The 17,905-nt window shown below is 35.4% G+C and carries 17 protein-coding genes; 4 read left to right on the forward strand and 13 right to left on the reverse strand.

Annotation, left to right across the window (positions count from 1 at the left end):
• Complete coding sequence (gene dacB, locus H3U96_RS03985) at positions 1–1,434, reverse strand: serine-type D-Ala-D-Ala carboxypeptidase (RefSeq protein ID WP_086361239.1); 1,434 nt, start codon at positions 1,432–1,434, stop codon at positions 1–3.
• Positions 1,435–1,613: 179 nt separating this feature from the next.
• Between dacB and H3U96_RS03990 the strand changes: the two genes are divergently transcribed.
• The gene (locus tag H3U96_RS03990; protein WP_034902079.1) at positions 1,614–2,636 is read left to right on the forward strand and encodes a TerC/Alx family metal homeostasis membrane protein; all 1,023 of its coding nucleotides are present in this window, start codon (positions 1,614–1,616) and stop codon (positions 2,634–2,636) included.
• 48 nt (positions 2,637–2,684) lie between these two features.
• Here the strand turns inward: H3U96_RS03990 and cycA are convergent, their stop codons facing one another.
• Complete coding sequence (gene cycA / locus H3U96_RS03995; protein ID WP_034902080.1) at positions 2,685–4,058, reverse strand: D-serine/D-alanine/glycine transporter; 1,374 nt, start codon at positions 4,056–4,058, stop codon at positions 2,685–2,687.
• Positions 4,059–4,259: 201 nt separating this feature from the next.
• Here cycA and mltA point away from each other — a divergent pair, with 201 nt between their 5' ends.
• The 3 genes from mltA to asmA all read left to right on the forward strand — a co-directional run bounded on the left by mltA (position 4,260) and on the right by asmA (position 7,903).
• Positions 4,260–5,339 carry a murein transglycosylase A gene (gene mltA / locus H3U96_RS04000; protein WP_065614491.1) on the forward strand — a complete coding sequence of 360 codons (1,080 nt, stop codon included), beginning with the start codon at positions 4,260–4,262 and terminating at the stop codon, positions 5,337–5,339.
• 68 nt (positions 5,340–5,407) lie between these two features.
• Positions 5,408–5,989, forward strand: a complete 582-nt coding sequence (dcd, locus tag H3U96_RS04005) for a dCTP deaminase (protein WP_034902082.1) — start codon at positions 5,408–5,410, stop codon at positions 5,987–5,989.
• A 33-nt stretch (positions 5,990–6,022) separates the two neighbouring features.
• Positions 6,023–7,903: an outer membrane assembly protein AsmA gene (gene asmA / locus H3U96_RS04010; RefSeq protein ID WP_086357312.1), complete on the forward strand. Its 1,881-nt coding sequence runs from the start codon at positions 6,023–6,025 to the stop codon at positions 7,901–7,903.
• A gap of 76 nt (positions 7,904–7,979) precedes the next feature.
• On the opposite strand, the gene hslU is transcribed toward asmA, so the two are convergent.
• The 11 genes from hslU to sucC all read right to left on the reverse strand — a co-directional run bounded on the left by hslU (position 7,980) and on the right by sucC (position 17,866).
• Positions 7,980–9,308 carry an HslU--HslV peptidase ATPase subunit gene (gene hslU, locus H3U96_RS04015; RefSeq protein WP_034902086.1) on the reverse strand — a complete coding sequence of 443 codons (1,329 nt, stop codon included), beginning with the start codon at positions 9,306–9,308 and terminating at the stop codon, positions 7,980–7,982.
• 27 nt (positions 9,309–9,335) lie between these two features.
• Positions 9,336–9,863: an ATP-dependent protease subunit HslV gene (gene hslV, locus H3U96_RS04020; protein WP_025316169.1), complete on the reverse strand. Its 528-nt coding sequence runs from the start codon at positions 9,861–9,863 to the stop codon at positions 9,336–9,338.
• Between the two features lie 165 nt (positions 9,864–10,028).
• The gene (gene tolA, locus H3U96_RS04025; RefSeq protein WP_198195704.1) at positions 10,029–11,111 is read right to left on the reverse strand and encodes a cell envelope integrity protein TolA; all 1,083 of its coding nucleotides are present in this window, start codon (positions 11,109–11,111) and stop codon (positions 10,029–10,031) included.
• Positions 11,112–11,143: 32 nt separating this feature from the next.
• On the reverse strand, positions 11,144–11,569 hold the full coding sequence (tolR, locus tag H3U96_RS04030; protein ID WP_370527996.1) for a colicin uptake protein TolR: 426 nt from the start codon (positions 11,567–11,569) through the stop codon (positions 11,144–11,146).
• Complete coding sequence (gene tolQ / locus H3U96_RS04035; RefSeq protein WP_065578639.1) at positions 11,566–12,186, reverse strand: protein TolQ; 621 nt, start codon at positions 12,184–12,186, stop codon at positions 11,566–11,568. Before tolQ ends, tolR begins: the two co-directional genes overlap by 4 nt.
• Positions 12,187–12,237: 51 nt before the next feature.
• Positions 12,238–12,633 carry a tol-pal system-associated acyl-CoA thioesterase gene (ybgC, locus tag H3U96_RS04040; RefSeq protein ID WP_034902095.1) on the reverse strand — a complete coding sequence of 132 codons (396 nt, stop codon included), beginning with the start codon at positions 12,631–12,633 and terminating at the stop codon, positions 12,238–12,240.
• Positions 12,634–12,837: 204 nt separating this feature from the next.
• Complete coding sequence (locus tag H3U96_RS04045; protein WP_086320090.1) at positions 12,838–12,948, reverse strand: cytochrome bd oxidase small subunit, CydX/CbdX family; 111 nt, start codon at positions 12,946–12,948, stop codon at positions 12,838–12,840.
• Positions 12,949–12,957: 9 nt separating this feature from the next.
• Entirely contained in the window at positions 12,958–14,094 is a 1,137-nt protein-coding gene (gene cydB / locus H3U96_RS04050) for a cytochrome d ubiquinol oxidase subunit II (RefSeq protein ID WP_065578541.1), read from the reverse strand.
• A 19-nt stretch (positions 14,095–14,113) separates the two neighbouring features.
• Entirely contained in the window at positions 14,114–15,685 is a 1,572-nt protein-coding gene (locus H3U96_RS04055) for a cytochrome ubiquinol oxidase subunit I (RefSeq protein ID WP_065578540.1), read from the reverse strand.
• 117 nt (positions 15,686–15,802) lie between these two features.
• Positions 15,803–16,669, reverse strand: coding sequence for a succinate--CoA ligase subunit alpha (gene sucD, locus H3U96_RS04060; protein WP_065578539.1), 867 nt, complete (start codon positions 16,667–16,669; stop codon positions 15,803–15,805).
• 24 nt (positions 16,670–16,693) lie between these two features.
• Positions 16,694–17,866, reverse strand: a complete 1,173-nt coding sequence (gene sucC / locus H3U96_RS04065; RefSeq protein WP_086361023.1) for an ADP-forming succinate--CoA ligase subunit beta — start codon at positions 17,864–17,866, stop codon at positions 16,694–16,696.
• Positions 17,867–17,905: the final 39 nt, after the last annotated feature.

The following is a 17,905-nucleotide window of genomic DNA, read 5'->3' on the forward strand; positions in this document are numbered from 1 at the left end:
TTAATTGATAAAGTTTTTATAAAATTCAGATTCAAATCGCATAATTGCACCATTTTTAGGCTCACCTTGACTATCGGCTCGATAACCTGATAACAACTGAACAAAGGCGATATAACGACCATCTGATTTTTGAATAAATCCAGCTAAATTATAGCTACCTTGAATATAACCAGTTTTAGCCATAACTGCTTCTTTAAATGGAGCTTGATTAAAACTTTTACGATTTTGTAGCGTTCCATCCACCCCAGCAATCGGTAATTTTTCAATAAAAGCTAATTGATTATTATGTAAAGAAATATATTGCAAAATCTCCATTAATTTATTCGCACTAACCAAGTTTAGACGTGATAAACCAGAACCATCGGCAATAACTAAATTTTCTAAATCAATTCCGGCTTTCTTGCGTAAAATTTGTTTTACCGCATCACCACCATTACGCCAAGTTCCTGACACATTATAATAATGCGCACCTAAAGTTCTAAAAATAGTATCAGCATATAAATTATTTGATTTTTTGAGCATGACGGTTAATAACTCAGAAAGTGGAGCTGATTGACTTGAAGTCAGTAATGTTAATCCACCTGATGTTTTTTGTTTTCTTTCAACAACTCGACCATTATAAGTAATATTTTGTTGTTTTAGTTCATTTTTTAAAATTGTTGAAAAGTATTCGGTCGGATCCATTACCGCAAACTTTAATGGTGTTTTATCAGCATTCGACGCGATACAACCAGATAAGTGGTAGCGATTTTTATCAGCACTAACATCAAGTTCACAATATTTATCATTTAAATCTTTACTATTGGCAGCAATTGTTCTGACATCACCTGATACCATAACCGGTATATTGGATGATACTGAAATCGAAGCTTTAGAACCAGCTTTACCAGGGGTAATGGTTGCATAAAAGCAGTTATCATCAATTGTTGCAGCCGATGCTGGTGCATTGTAACAAGCAGTTAAATTATTCCATGACCACCCTTCTGCTTTATCATGACTAGCAAAAATAGAAGTATCTAAAATAACATTACCAGAGATCTTTTCTACACCTTTCTGACGTAAGGCAGTAATCATATTCTTTAATCTTGCACGACTAAAAGTTGGATCTCCACTCAACTTGATAATAAGATCACCACTAAGCTGTTTATTATTTAGAGAACCATTGGTATACATGCCGGTAATAAACCGAAAATTATCGCCAAGTTCAAGTTGTGCAGCTAATGCCGTTATAACTTTTTGCGTACTAGCAGGTTGTTTAAATTGATCACTTTTATATTTTGCTAAGGTTTTAGGATTACCATCAACAGTTTGCACTAAAATAGATAAATCACTTCCTTTAGGTAAGGATGAGATATATGGTTCCACTGGTTGTGCTGATAATAAACATGAAAAAAAAGTAACAATGAAGAAAAAAGATACCTTTATATTAGTCATGAACGTATGCTCACATGAGTTTTGAATAAAACTAGTTAAATAAAGATAACAAATATATCTTTTTTTGCTGAGCCTATCAATATATACTCAATCACTTTTAAAAATATGTTCCAAATATCAATACTCATAATATTTTTCTATTTATTTCAAAAAAATAACTTAATATAGGTAACATAGCTATGATTCAACATTCATTAGGCTTTCCCATTGAAACCGTGCTGATGTTTATCGTTTTGGCTTTAGCTGCGATTATAATTGATTTATACGCTCATCATAATGATAAGCCCATTAGCTTAACAAGTGCAGTTATGTGGTCTTTCTTTTGGATTTTCGTGGCCTTAGGATTTGCGCTTTATCTGTATATACATCACGGTAGTGAAATAGCTAGCTTGTTTATCACTGGTTATGTACTTGAAAAAGCACTCTCTGTTGATAATTTATTTGTTATTATGGCACTGTTTTCTTGGTTTGCTATCCCTAACAATTATCGACATCGGTTACTTTATTGGGGAGTGATTGGTGCAATCATCTTCAGAGCTGTTTTTGTCATTATTGGTACTGGTCTATTATCCTTAGGGCCTTGGATGGAGCTGGTTTTCTCTGTCGTGGTTGCCTTAACTGGATTGATGATGCTAAAAAACCAAGGCAATGATGATGAGATAAAAGATTATTCAGAACATTTTGCTTATCGCATTGCTAAACGTATTTTTCCTTCCTATCCTAAAATAGTCGGGCACCATTTCTTATTAACGCAAAAGCAACTCAATAACGAACTAGCCAAACCAGAGAATAGTGAACTAATCAACAAAATGCCCAAAAGTGCATTATATGCAACACCACTCTTCTTATGTATTGTTGTGATTGAGTTAAGTGATGTTATGTTTGCTTTTGATTCGGTCCCTGCTGTAATTGCTGTTAGCCAAGAGCCATTAATTGTATATAGTGCAATGATATTCGCTATTTTAGGCTTACGAACCATGTATTTTGTTTTAGAGGCAATGCAACAATATCTTGTTCATTTAGGTAAAGCAGTAATTTGCCTATTATTTTTTATTGCTGCAAAACTTGCTTTAAATGCAACTGACCATCTATTTGGTTATGGAATTATTATTAGCCCAACCATCAGTCTTTATGTGGTATTAGGTATTTTATTGTTAGGTATTATTGCGAGTGTTATTTGGCCTAACCAAACGAAAAAATAAGATATGAGAAGATAATCGGCAGGCAACCTGCCGATTAAGAATAAAAAGTTATACCCGTTTTAATGATCGAATATAGTAACTAATACCTAAAATAATGAACCAAATAGGTGTTGCAATAAGTGCTTGGCAAGTGTCTGTTTCAAAAGTTAATAACACAATTACAAAAGCAAAAAAAGCAAGACAAACAAAACACATAAAAACGCCACCCGGCATCTTAAATTGTGACTCTTGATGTAATTTAGCTTTTTTACGGCGATAGGCAATGTAAGAAATTAAAATCATCGACCAAATAAACATAAATAATATTGCAGAAATAGTCGTTACAATGGTAAATGCTTCCATAACATTAGGCACTAAATAAATCAGTACTACCCCACCAAACAAGCAAGTACATGAAAATAGCAAACCATTAGCAGGCACAGAACGTCTTGATAATTTACCAAATGGTTCAGGAGCATCTTGTTTTTTAGCAAGGCCAAATAACATTCGACTGGTTGAATAAATACCACTATTGGCAGAAGATGCTGCTGATGTAAGTACCACAAAGTTAATAATACTGGCTGCAGCAGGTAAACCAATTAACGTAAACAACTCAACAAATGGGCTTTTATTTGGTGAAATAAACTGCCAAGGCGTTACGCTCATAATGATAATCAACGCAAAAACGTAGAAGAAAATAATACGCGCTGGCACTGAATTGATCGCTCGAGGTAAATTTTTATTCGGATCGAGGGTTTCAGCAGCTGTTGTTCCAACTAATTCAATCCCGACAAAAGCAAAAATTGCAATTTGGAAACCAGCAAAAAAGCCCATAGTACCATGCGGAAAGAAACCGCCATATTGCCAAAGATTAGAAAATGCAGCCGTAGTATTGGTTTGTTCTGAATGATAGGCAGTAAAGACTAAAACAAGGCCAATAGCAATTAAAGCTAAAATAGCGACAATTTTAATCATTGAGAACCAAAACTCGGTTTCACCAAACATTTTTACCGTCAACAAATTCAAGGTTAATAGAACGATAACCGTAAGCAACATCGGGATCCACGCTTGTAATTCAGGAAACCAGTGCTGGGCATATCCGGCGATAGCCACAACATCAGCAATTCCTGTAATAACCCAACAAAACCAATAGGTCCAACCAGTAAAAAAGCCTGCCCAAGGACCTAATAAATCGTTAGCAAAATCACTGAAGGATTTATAATTCAAGTTGGACAATAAAATTTCGCCCATCGCTCGCATAACAAAAAATAAAATAAACCCAATAATCATATAGACAAAAATAATAGATGGTCCCGCAAGACTAATCGTCTTTCCTGAGCCCATAAATAAACCCGTACCAATTGCACCACTAATTGCTATCAATTGAATGTGTCGGCTGGAGAGATTTCGCTTAAGATCATGATTTGAAGACGTACTGTTCATCTTGTTGATTACCTGTCGTTTTTACAATTTTCTGTTTTTTTATGAGGAATGAAAGACTATAAAGTTAATGGCTTTAAATCGCAAGCTGAATCGTTATCAAAACTTTTTATGGCATTATAATAATTATTGATAGTTTCTTATAATATAATTGTGTAGCATAGCTACCTATACCATATAACTAATTACAAAAAATTATTTAAAATGAAAGAAAACAAACACAAATCTACTATCTTCCTGTTATCTATTTTATTGATTCTATCATTATTGACTGGGTGTCAAAGTGATTCAAATGCAGAAAGTAAACAATTTAGAGATGGGAAACTACCAAATGCTCTTAATGTTAGCCATCCTCAATTAGCCGTACCGGTCAATATTTCTGACTATACTATCCAAATTGAAAAATTAAGAACAACATCACCTTCACTGTATCAGAAAAATGAACATATTTATAAAGCGGTTGACGCTTGGATTAATCGTTCATTAGGTTCGGCAGAATTCCATAAAGTAGGGTTAAAAAGCTATGAAATGGCAGGTAAGGACGGATATGGCAATGTTCATTTAACTGGTTATTATACTCCGGTAATCAAAGCTAGACACCAACCAACTGGTGAATTTAAATATCCAATTTATAGAATGCCGGCTAAATCCAAAGGTCGTCTACCTAGTCGTGAACAAATATATAATGGAGCATTATCCGGTAAAGGGCTCGAAATTGCTTACAGTAATTCATTAATGGATAACTTTATAATGGAAGTGCAAGGGAGCGCCTATATTGATTTTGAAGATGGTACACCATTAGTTTTCTTCTGTTATGGTGGTAAAAATGGTCACGGTTACTCAAGTATCGGGCGTTTATTAGTTGAACAAGGTGAAATTGCTAAGGAAGATATGTCCATTCAAGCAATTAAAAATTGGGCTAAAAATAAAAGCGAAAAACAACTTAAAGCACTATTAATTCAAAACCGATCATTTGTCTTTTTCAAACCACAATATAATGCTGAAGTGAAAGGTTCTGCCGCAGTACCTTTAATTGCAAATGCTTCAGTGGCATCAGATAAATCATTAATACCAACAGGTTCTGTTGTATTAGTCGATGTACCACTCCTTGATGATGATGGTCAGTATCGAGGTAGACGAGAAGTACGGTTGATGGTGGCACTTGATGTTGGTGGTGCAATTAAAGGCCATCATTTTGATCTTTATTTAGGCATTGGCGATAAAGCAGGTAAGCAAGCTGGTTACTACAATCATTTTGGCCGAGCTTGGGTTATAAAACCTTAATTTACCAACATCGACGCCAACCAAAGAACCTGCTAGAATAAGTTAAAAAGCAGAATTAAGGATAACTTATGAGATTATGTGATCGTGATATAGAAGCATATTTAGATAGTGGTAAATTAAAAATCACGCCACAACCTGAATTAAGTTGTATTAATGGGGCAACTGTTGACGTTCGACTTGGTAATCAATTTCGTACTTTTAAAGAACATACTACTCCCTATATTGATTTAAGTGGTCCCAAAGAAGAAGTTTCTGCTGCTTTAGAACGAGTCATGAGCGAAGAAATGATATTATCTGAAGGTGATGCTTTCTATTTACATCCAGGAGAACTTGCTTTAGCTGTCACGCTTGAATCAGTAACCATTCCTGATGATTTAGTTGGCTGGTTAGATGGGCGTTCATCGTTAGCGCGCCTAGGACTTATGGTACACGTTACCGCCCATCGCATTGATCCTGGCTGGCATGGTCAAATTGTTTTAGAATTTTACAATTCCGGAAAAATTCCAGTAGCACTAAGACCTGGTATGACCATTGGTGCACTAAGTTTTGAAACGCTTAGTGGTCCAGCTGCAAGACCATATAATCGAAGGCAAGATGCTAAGTATAAAAACCAACATGGCGCTGTTGCCAGTCGTATAGATAAAGACTAATAACGTTTATAACCTTAATAAAGGAACATTCATATGATAAAAAAAATACTGGTTATTCTATTTATCTTAATTTTGGTTATTGTTATCGGCATTGTTTCTCTTATTGTATTTGTTGATCCTAATCATTTTCGCGGATATATATCTCAAACAGTAAAAGATAAAACTGGTTATGAATTAACTATCGAAGGTGATTTACGCTGGCATGTCTGGCCTCAGGTCAGCATATTAACTGATGCAGTTAAATTATCTGATACCGGTGCGACAAAACCGCTATTAACTGCTGACAATATGCGACTTGATGTTGAACTTCTACCGCTTTTTTCAAAAAATTTAGCGATTAAAAATGTGTTTATCAAATCAGCATTAATCAATATTACTGACGAAAGTAAAGGTGATAATGCTAAAAAATATACCCAAACTCTAGCACCTTCAGCAGAGCAAAACACAAATATATCTGAAAATAAAAAGAATACATCTAATTGGAAATTTAGCTTAAATAAATTTGAAATAGCTGATAGCACAGTAGCGTTGCAATATCATGATGATCTGATCAATTTCCGAAATATCAATTTGTTATTAGAACAAAATAACGATAAGAATCTTTTAATCGAATTAAAAGGAAATATTGATAAAAATCAGCAAGACCTATTTTATTCAATGAATGCCAATGTCGATTTAACTCAATTTCCTGAAAAAACCATTATCGATCTTAAAAAGTTAGATTACACTTATAACGGCATAGAGAGTTCCGAAAAAGCACTCAAAGGAAGTGCAACCGGTATATTTAATTATCAGCAAAGTCCTATGCAATTAAATAGTCAAAACTTAGCTTTTTCTATTAACGACAATAATTTCACCAGTAAAATCAATGCGCGTTTTGATAAAAAACCATATGTCGATTTGCAATTGAATTCAGAAAAATTAGATTTAACGCCTTTTTTACAACAAGATACAAAATCAACCAAAGACACTCCGATGCAACAAACTTCACCTGTTGTTTCTAGTGTTGTCAAAGATAATAATCAATTAAGTGCTCTTAATACATTTGATGGCAAAACAACAATAAACATCAAAGAAGTTAAAGCAAATAAAATTGTAATTAACAATTTTAAACTAGACGTTGATAATCAGGATGGAATAGCGACATTCAAAGATTTAAATTTTGATTTTGCTAATGGTCATATAACTGCAACTGGTACAGCTAACGGCAAACAGAAAACACCGCAGATTAAACTCAATACCAAAATTAGCAATATCAATTTAAATTCATTTTTTACACAAATGGATATGGCGTATGATCTAGATGGTATATTTAATGCTTCTGGGTTATTAGAAACTAATTCATTATCAACGGCTAAATTATTAGAAAATCTAAAAGGTAATGCGAATATCGTCATTACTAATGCTAAATTAAATAATATTAATATCCAAAATATTATTGAAAATGCAGCTGCAAAATATGGCAACGGTAATGATAAATCTGGAAATCAAAAGAAATATACAGAGTTTCATACCATCAAAACCAATGCTAATTTAAGCCAAGGTAATATACAACTTAATTCGCTCAACGCCAATTCTGAAACCTTAGATGTACTAGATGGTTCTGGCAAAGTAGGAATGCTTAATCATGATTTGGATGTTAATTTAAACATCAAATTACTTGGTGGCTGGAATAGTAAAAGTGAAACCATTGCCAAATTACAGAAAGTTACTATACCACTACGTATATATGGTCAGTTTTCTAATTTACGCTATCAATTAGATATCGCTCAAATACTGTCTGATGTGTTGAGTGATAAATTACAACAACGTTTAGATAAACTCCGTGATAAATTGGAAAATCACAAAGACAAAGACAAAGATAAATTAAAGTCTAAAGCAACCGATATATTAGGCGGATTGCTAAAAAAATAAACTTATCATTAACTAAATAATAGATATAAAAAAGGTGAGTTGTTTAACTCACCTTTTAATTTAACAATATCTTTTATTATAAAATGAACTTGCTTAGATCTTCATCGGCAACAAGCTTATCTAGATGATCGCTAACATACTTAGCATCAATTGTGATAGTTTGTCCGCCCAATTCGCTGGCTTCGAAAGAGACATCTTCCATTAAACGTTCAAGCACTGTATGCAAACGGCGAGCACCAATATTTTCATTTTGTTCATTAACTTGCCAAGCAGATTCAGCAATTTTACGAATACCATCTGGTGTAAAGTCAATATCAACGCCTTCGGTTGCCATTAATGCTTTATATTGGACTGTCAATGATGCATTCGGTTCAGTTAAAATCCGTTCAAAATCTTCGCTTGTTAACGCTTGTAATTCAACTCGAATTGGTAAACGTCCTTGCAACTCAGGAATTAAATCTGACGGATTAGCAGTTTGGAACGCACCCGATGCAATAAATAAAATATGATCGGTTTTTACTGAACCATGTTTAGTTGAAACGGTACAACCTTCAACAAGTGGTAGTAAATCACGTTGCACACCTTCGCGAGAAACATCAGGTCCAGATGAATTACCTCGTTTACACACTTTATCGATCTCATCGATAAATACAATCCCATTTTGCTCAACAGCTTCAATGGCTTCGTGTTTAAGATCATCAGGATTAACCAATTTCGCAGCCTCTTCTTCTATTAGCTGTTTGAAGGCATCTTTGATCTTCATTTTACGTGCTTTAGTTTTTTGACCACCTAAATTTTGGAACATCGACTGTAGTTGGTTAGTCATCTCTTCCATACCTGGAGGAGCCATAATTTCAACACCAATATTGACGCCAGCTACTTCAATTTCAATTTCTTTATCATCAAGCGCACCTTCACGCAATTTTTTTCTAAATGCTTGTCTAGCTGTTGAATCATTATTATTTTCAACTTGTCCCCAACCATCTTTAGCTGGTGGAACAAGCACATCTAAAATACGATCTTCTGCCAATTCTTCAGCTCGATTACGATTTTTTTCGATAGCTTCTTGGCGAATCATTTTCACAGCAGAGTCAGTAAGGTCTCGAATAATCGAGTCAACTTCTTTACCAACGTAACCAACTTCAGTAAATTTGGTCGCTTCTACTTTAATAAAAGGTGCATGAGCTAATTTAGCTAATCGTCTAGCAATTTCAGTTTTACCCACCCCTGTAGGGCCAATCATAAGAATATTTTTTGGCGTAACTTCATGACGTAATGCTTCATCAAGTTGCATACGACGCCAGCGATTACGTAAAGCAATAGCAACAGAACGTTTTGCTTTATCTTGTCCAATGATATGTTGGTTTAATTCGCTTACAATTTCGCGAGGAGTCATTTCAGACATAGTAGTTTTTCTCTTAAATCAGATTAATTAGTAATTAAGCTCTTCAATAGTTTGGAAGTTATTCGTGTAAACACAAATATCACCCGCTATTGATAGCGATTTTTGCACAATATCGTGTGCAGATAATGAGGTATTATCTAATAAAGCTCTTGCAGCTGCTTGAGCATAAGGCCCACCGGATCCAATCGCTATCAAATCATCTTCTGGTTGAATTACGTCACCAGTACCGGTGATAATCAATGATGCGCTTTCATCAGCAACGGCAAGTAATGCTTCTAATTTACGCAACATTCTATCGGTTCGCCAATCTTTGGCTAATTCAACCGCTGCTTTAGTTAAATGCCCTTGGTGCATTTCTAATTTTCGTTCAAATAATTCAAATAGTGTGAAAGCATCTGCTGTACCGCCAGCAAATCCAGCTATCACCTTATTGTTATATAATCGGCGAACTTTTCGCGCATTACCTTTCATAATAATGCGTTCACCTAATGTGACTTGCCCATCGCCACCAATAACAACTTGACCTTCACGACGGACACTGACAATTGTTGTCATATTCTGCTCCTTCTTTTACATAAAAACTTAATTCGGAATGAATAGGAAATATATTGGGGTGATTAGTAAATTTTCAATATCAGATTATCAAGATGCGGAATATTTATTCATTAACAAATGACATAACATAAATAAATTTTAAAAATCAAAGAACTATCAAATTATTTACTTTGGTTGGAATTCAATATTCATGGTTTTTACTTCATTATACAAACTACTTGCTGGTTTTGGTATAACCGCTAATTTAGTTGCAGCAAGCGCTTCTCTACATAGATCAGCATCACCACCTTTTGAGGTAACATTAAGTAATAGTCCATCTGGTGCTATCTGAATTTGTAGTTCACAAGTTTTGCCACGATAAACATTTGGTGGGTTAATAAATTTATTACTTATTGCATTTTGTACTAACGATTTATATTTATCTAGCTCACCATCAGATACACCTTTACGACTGGCAACTCCTCCAGAACTTGGTGTTCCTGAGGTAAGCCCACCCAAAAGATCGTTGAGTGCTTTATCTTTTTTAGCTTGCTCTGCCTTCTGTTTAGCTTTTTTTTCTGCTGCGGCTTTTTCTGCTGCAGCTTTCTCAGCAGCGGCTTTTTCTGCTGCTGCCTTTTCAGCAGCGGCTTTTTCTGCTGCTGCCTTTTCAGCGGCAGCTTTTTCTACTGCTGCCTTTTCAGCAGCGGCTTTTTCTGCGGCAGCCTTTTCAGCGGCGGCTTTTTCTGCTGCAGCTTTCTCAGCAGCAGCTTTTTCTGCTGCAGCTTTCTCAGCAGCAGCTTTCTCAGCGGCGGCTTTTTCTGCTGCAGCTTTCTCGGCAGCAGCTTTTTCTGCTGCAGCTTTCTCAGCAGCGGCTTTTTCAGCAGCAGCTTTCTCGGCAGCGGCTTTTTCTGCTTCCGCTTTCTCGGCAGCAGCTTTTTCTGCTGCGGCTTTTTCTGCTGCAGCTTTCTCAGCCGCGGCTTTTTCTGCTTCTGCTTTTTCAGCGAGTTCTTTTATTTGCTTATCTAGCAGTTCTTGGGTCTTTTGATCTGCTTTTTGTTGATTAACTTGTGTCTGCAATTGTCTTTGATATTGTTCGGTCATAACCGATGGATCAATCATGATAGCATCAATCGAATTACCATTGATACTACCGTAGTTTTCACCAGTATCACTGACAAACTTATATCCCAAGGCAATAATTAATATGCCATGTAAAAGAATGGAAATGATAACCGGTAAACTTAATTTTGAGTTTAACTTATTAGACATTGCTGACATTTTTATTTTTAATAATTGTTAAGTTAAATTGGTTGAGTCATCAGACCAACAGATTTGACACCTGCTGATTGAAGTAAATTTAAAGCCTTTATAATCTCTTCATAAGGAACCTGTTTCGCACCACCAACTAAAAAAACAGCTTTATCATTAAGTGACATTTGCTGCTTAACTTCTGCAACAATTTGCTCTTGAGGAATATTCGATTGTCGATTCTGATCTATAATAATTGCATACTCCCCTATTCCAGATACTTCGATAATTATAGGTTTATTATCAGAAGGAGATACAGTTTTTGATTCTGTCGCTTCTGGAAGATCAACTTCAACACTTTGGCTTATTATTGGGGCTGTAGCCATAAAAATCAATACTAATACCAATAATACATCTAACAAAGGTACAATATTGATCTCTGATTTGGTTGAATAACGTGAACGTCTGCTCATAATTATTTCCTAACAGCTACTGCTTGACGTTGTAAAATTGATGAAAACTCATCAATAAAGTTCAAATAACTTTGTTCCATTCGACTTACACGCAATGATAATCGGTTATAAGCTAAAACAGCAGGAATCGCGGCAAATAAACCAATAGCGGTCGCAATTAACGCTTCAGCAATACCCGGAGCAACCATTTGCAATGTTGCTTGCTTAACCTCTCCAAGTGAAATAAAGGCATGCATAATTCCCCAAACTGTACCAAATAAACCAATATACGGACTAATTGACCCTACAGTACCTAAAAAAGGAATATGCAATTCTAAATTATCTAATTCACGATTCATCGCTAAACGCATTGAACGAGACGCACCATCTAACGCTGCTTCTGGCATATTTGGATTAATTTGATATAAACGAGAAAACTCTTTAAATCCCGAATAGAAAATATGTTCTGTACCACAGATCTCTTCTTTATTGAATTTTGCTTTATCAAAGAGCACATTTAAGTCATCAGCGGCCCAAAAACTATTGTCAAATTGTTCAACTTGTTTTTTAGCTTTGCCTAAAATGCTACTACGTTGAAAAATAAAAGCCCAAGACATAACAGAAAATATAAGTAACAATAGCATAACGCCTTGTACCAAAAGTCCTGCTTGTAAAAATAGATCAATAATATTCACTTAAATTAACTCCAAAAATAATGACTTTGGAAGCGCACAAGGCTTCATTTTAGTCATATTGACACAAGCAATCACCACATCAGCGCTGCTGATAATTTGCTTATTCTGGTTTAAAATTGTCTGTTTAAAAATAATAGACGCCTTACGAATTTGCTCAATCTTAGTGCTGATAGTTAACATATCATCTAAACGTGCTGGGAAGTCGTAGCTAATATCCATCTTTTTAACAACAAAAGCAATACCTTCTTGCAGTAACTTTTGTTGACTAATATCAAGTTGCCTTAGCATTTCTGTTCTAGCTCGTTCAAAAAAAGCAAGATACCGAGCGTGATAAACTACCCCACCAGCATCTGTGTCTTCATAATAGACTCTTGCATTCCAATTGAATTGTTTCATATTGTTAGATCTAATTTAGACTAAAAAATTAACCACATTATATCTGAATATGAAATTCGCTGCACTATGATATAAAAATAGTTAAATGAAAACAATTATCATTTGTGAATTATTTATATTTTATTCAGACTTATAAATTTGTTCAGACTTATAAATAAGTAAAAAGGTGACTATTTGCCACCTTTATATTAGTTTTTTAATATTTTATTTATTATTAGTTTCTTTTTCATTACTAGAGTTTTCAACCCAAAGTCCAGTAACAACAGCTAACATACATGCAGCAATTAATCCAATGAACCATAAAACGTAATACATAATTAATCCTTAATAAAGTGAATGTTTATTATTTTCTATATGGTTTTTGTCTAAACGTCCAAACATTTTAATGTAAGACCAGATAGTGTAGAAAAGAACAATTGGTAAAAAGATTACCACAACACCAAACATAATATTAAGTGTTAACTGACTAGAAGTTGCATCCCAAATAGTCAAACTAGCGTTTGGCATAATGCTTGACGGCATAATGAATGGGAATGTTGCAATTCCATAGGTAAGTAATACACAAGCAATAGTTAGTGAAGAAGATAAAAACACCAATCCATTTTTATTCACACTAGAAAAGAAAATAGTTAATAATGGTAATAATACGCCTAATGCTGGAACCGCCCATAAAATAGGATAATTCATGTAATTATTTAACCATGTAGAATCTGTTGATACAGTTTTAGCTAATGGATTCGATACTCCATTATGATCTATAGCACTTGTGATTTCATAACCATGAATGCCAAATGCAATCCAAACTCCAGCTAAAACAAAAGCAATTAGCATTACCAAGCTTGCTATTTGTGTAGCTTTTCTTGCTCTTAAATAAAGTTCACCAGAAGTTTTCATTTGCAACCAAGCGCCACCATGAGCAACGATTAACATCAAACTCACAATACCGGCTAATATCGCAAATGGGTTTAGTAATTCAAAGAATGAACCATCATAAAAAGCACGTTTACTAATATCAAATCTAAATGGCACACCTTCTAATAAGTTTCCAAAAGCAACACCGAAAACAAGAGCAGGCACAAAACTACCAAAAAAGATCGCGAGGTCCCACATATTACGCCATTTAGTATTTTCCAGTTTACTACGGTAATCAAAACCAATTGGTCTAAAAAATAGCGCACAGAGCACTAAAACCATCGCAATATAAAAACCGGAAAAAGATACCGCATAAGCCGTAGGCCATGCAGCAAAAATACCTGCACCACCAGTAATTAACCAAACTTGGTTACCATCCCAGTGTGGTGCGATTGCATTTATCATGATTCGGCGTTCAGTATCGGTTTTACCAATAAAAGGTAATAAAATTCCGACACCCATATCGAAGCCATCTGTGATAACAAAAGCGATTAAAACAACACTAATCAACACCCACCAGATGACGCGTACAATTTCGTAATCAATCATTGTATTTACTCCCTATGCCTTATTCCGATATTGATTGTGTTTTTTCATAATGGTAGCTGCCAGTACCTAATGAACTTGGCCCTAATCGTGCAAATTTAAACATTAAGAACAATTCAGCAACCAAGAACAAAGTATAAAGTCCACAAATAAGAACCATGGTAAATAATACTTCACCTGGAGTTAATGATGAATTAGCTACACCTGTTGGTAAAATATCTTGAATTGCCCAAGGTTGACGACCATATTCGGCAACAAACCAACCGCATTCACATGCAAGCCATGGGAATGGTAAAGATAACAGTAGTAAACGATATAACCATCGTTTTTCACCAATTCGACCTTTATAGGTTGTCCATAAAGCAAGCCCAGTGCCTAAAATCATTAATAAGCCCAAACCAACCATACCTCTAAATGCCCAGAACAGTGGCCATACAGTAGGGATTGAATCTTCAGTTGCCGCTTTAATATGTTGTTCAGTCGCTTCAGGAATTGTTAAGTTATCACGATCGGTATAGCGTTTAACTAAATAACCGTAACCTAAGTCCACTTTATTGTCTTCAAAGGCTTTTAAAACAGCTGGGTCCTGATCACCTTTCTGAATTTTTTCCAAATTAGTATAAGCTAAAATACCATTACGAATTCGAGATTCATTGTTAGTTAAAATATCTCGTAAACCAGTAACTTGAGTATCGAATGAACGAGTTGTCATGATTCCCATTATGTAAGGGATTTCCAAAGCGAATACATTTTCTTTCTTATCTTGCGACGGGAACGCTATAACATTAAATGATGCTGGCGCTGGTTGAGTTTCCCATTCACCTTCAATTGCCGCTAGTTTTACTGGTTGTACAGTTGTCAACTCATGACCGGCTTCATCGCCCATAATTGCAACAACAATTGACATAATAAAACCAAACACAGCTGCTACAGCAAAAGAACGTTTAGCAAAAGGCAAATCTCGTTTTTTTAATAGATAATAGGAACTAATACTTAAAACAAAGATTGAACCAGTCAAATACCCTGCAGCAACAGTGTGAACAAACTTGTATTGAGCTACAGTATTAGTAATTAATTCAAAGAAACTGGCCATTTCCATGCGAGAGGTAATCGGGTTAAAGTCAGAACCGATAGGAAATTGCATCCAACCATTGGCAACTAAAATCCAAAGTGCAGAGAAATTGGAACCAAAGGCTACACACCAAGTAACCATTAGATGTTTACCACGACTTAGTCTATCCCAGCCAAAAAAGAATAAACCAACCATAGTTGATTCCAAGAAAAATGCCATTAGTCCTTCAATCGCAAGAGGTGCACCAAATATATCACCTACATAATGCGAGTAATAAGACCAGTTAGTACCAAATTGGAACTCCATGGTTAAACCGGTAGCAACACCAACGGCGAAATTAATACCGAATAGTTTACCCCAGAATTTAGTCATATCTTTCCAAACTTGCTTGCCACTAACCACATATACTGTTTCCATAATTGCAAGCATAAACGCCATACCTAGCGTTAATGGAACAAAAATAAAATGATACATTGCGGTGAGTGCAAACTGAAGTCTTGATAATTCTACAATATCAAACATAACGTGCTCCCTTTATCCTTAAATACCCACAAATTTTTTGTCGTTATTTATTGTATTTTACAATATTATTTTAAGAATAAAAATTGATGAATGTCAAAAAAATGAAATTAAATAAAATTAAAGGTGCATTTTTACCGTTTCACCGATTTCCGCTAAACTATTCACAACAATGATTCCAGCTGCCTGTAGTGCTTTGGTTTTATCGGCAGCAGTTCCTTTGTTTCCAGAAATAATTGCCCCTGCATGGCCCATACGTTTACCTGCAGGTGCCGAAACACCAGCAATATAAGCAATAACAGGTTTGGTAACATTTTGTTTGATGTAATTAGCGGCTTCTTCTTCAGCACTACCACCAATTTCACCTATCATAACAATAGCTTCAGTCTTAGGATCTTGCTGAAGTAATTTTAGAATGGAGATAAAATCACTACCCGGAATAGCATCACCGCCAATTCCAACACACACTGATTGGCCTAATCCGATATCGGTAGTCTGTTTGACTGCTTCATAAGTCAAAGTACCAGAACGAGAAACAATACCTACTTTTCCTGCCAAATGAATATGTCCAGGCATAATACCTATTTTACACTCATCAGGAACAATAATTCCAGGACAATTAGGTCCTATCATAACAACATCATGTTCGACTAATTTTTGTTTAACGATAAGCATATCCAGAGTTGGAATACCTTCTGTAATACATACTATCAGTTTGATACCGGCATCAATTGCCTCTAAAATCGAGTCTTTACCAAATGCAGCAGGAACATAAATTACTGTTGCTGTTGCTCCTGTTGCTGCTACAGCTTCTTTAACCGTATTAAATACAGGTAAGCCTAAATGCGTGGTACCGCCTTTACCCGGTGTTACACCTCCGACGACTTTTGTTCCATAAGCAATTGCTTGCTCACAATGGAAAGTCCCTTGACTACCAGTAAAGCCCTGACAAATCACTTTTGTTTCTTTATTAATCAAAATTGACATAGTAATTATTCTCCACCCATACTATTATTGTGCAACAGCAACAATTTGTTGGGCTGCATCGACTAAACCTTTTGCTGTAATAACATTCAATTCGCTTTTAGCCAAAATCTCTCTTGCTAGCTCAGCATTATTACCCTCAAGACGAACAACAACAGGCACTGTCAAACCAATCTCTTTAATGGCATCAATAATGCCATTAGCAATAAGATCACAACGAACAATACCACCAAAAATATTGACTAAAATAGCTTTGACATTTTTGTCTGAAAGAATCAATTTGAAGGCTTCCGCTACGCGCTCTTTAGTCGTACCACCACCTACATCTAAAAAGTTCGCTGGCTCACCACCATAAAGTTTGATTATATCCATTGTTGCCATCGCAAGGCCGGCACCATTAACCATACAACCAATATTACCTTCCAGTGAAACATAGCTAATACCTTGTTTAGCTGCAATTGATTCACGTTCATCTTCTTGGGTTGAATCTCTTAATATTGCTAGATCAGGATGTCTGAACATGGCATTATCATCTAAAACCACTTTAGCATCTAAACAAATTAATTCCTGGGAATCAGTAATAACTAAAGGATTTACTTCCGCTAATGAAACATCATTATTGATAAAAAGATTAGCAAAATTGACAAATAATTTGGCAAATTGATTGACGAGTTTACCAGTAAGACCGAGTTTGAATGCAAGCTCACGACCTTGATAGCCACATGGCCCAGTTAATGGATCTAGCGATATTTTATGAATTAAATGTGGTGAAGTTTCAGCAACCTTTTCAATCTCAACGCCACCTTCAGTTGACGCCATAACCACAATACGTTTGCTACTACGATCAATTACTGCACCTAAATAAAGCTCTTTAGCTATATTTGAAGCCTTCTCAATTAAAATCTGATTAACAGGTTGGCCTTTGGATGTTGTTTGATAAGTGACTAAATACTGACCTAACCATTTTTCAGCAAACAGTTTTATTTCATTAAAATCCTTAGTACAAATGACCCCGCCAGATTTGCCTCGTCCCCCTGCATGTACTTGGCATTTTGCCACCCAAGCGCTAGTCGGTGTTTGCAAGGAAATTTCAGCCAATGCATCTTGTATTTCATCGATAGAGTTACATACATAACCTTCTGGCACTGGCAAATTATACTGTCTAAATAGGTGTTTTGATTGATACTCATGCAGGTTCATAAATAAATCCCAAAGCTCTGATTGCCAAAAATAGTGGCT

It is taken from the genome of Gilliamella sp. M0364 (assembly GCF_016100565.1).
GTDB classification, from domain to species: domain Bacteria; phylum Pseudomonadota; class Gammaproteobacteria; order Enterobacterales; family Orbaceae; genus Gilliamella; species Gilliamella apis.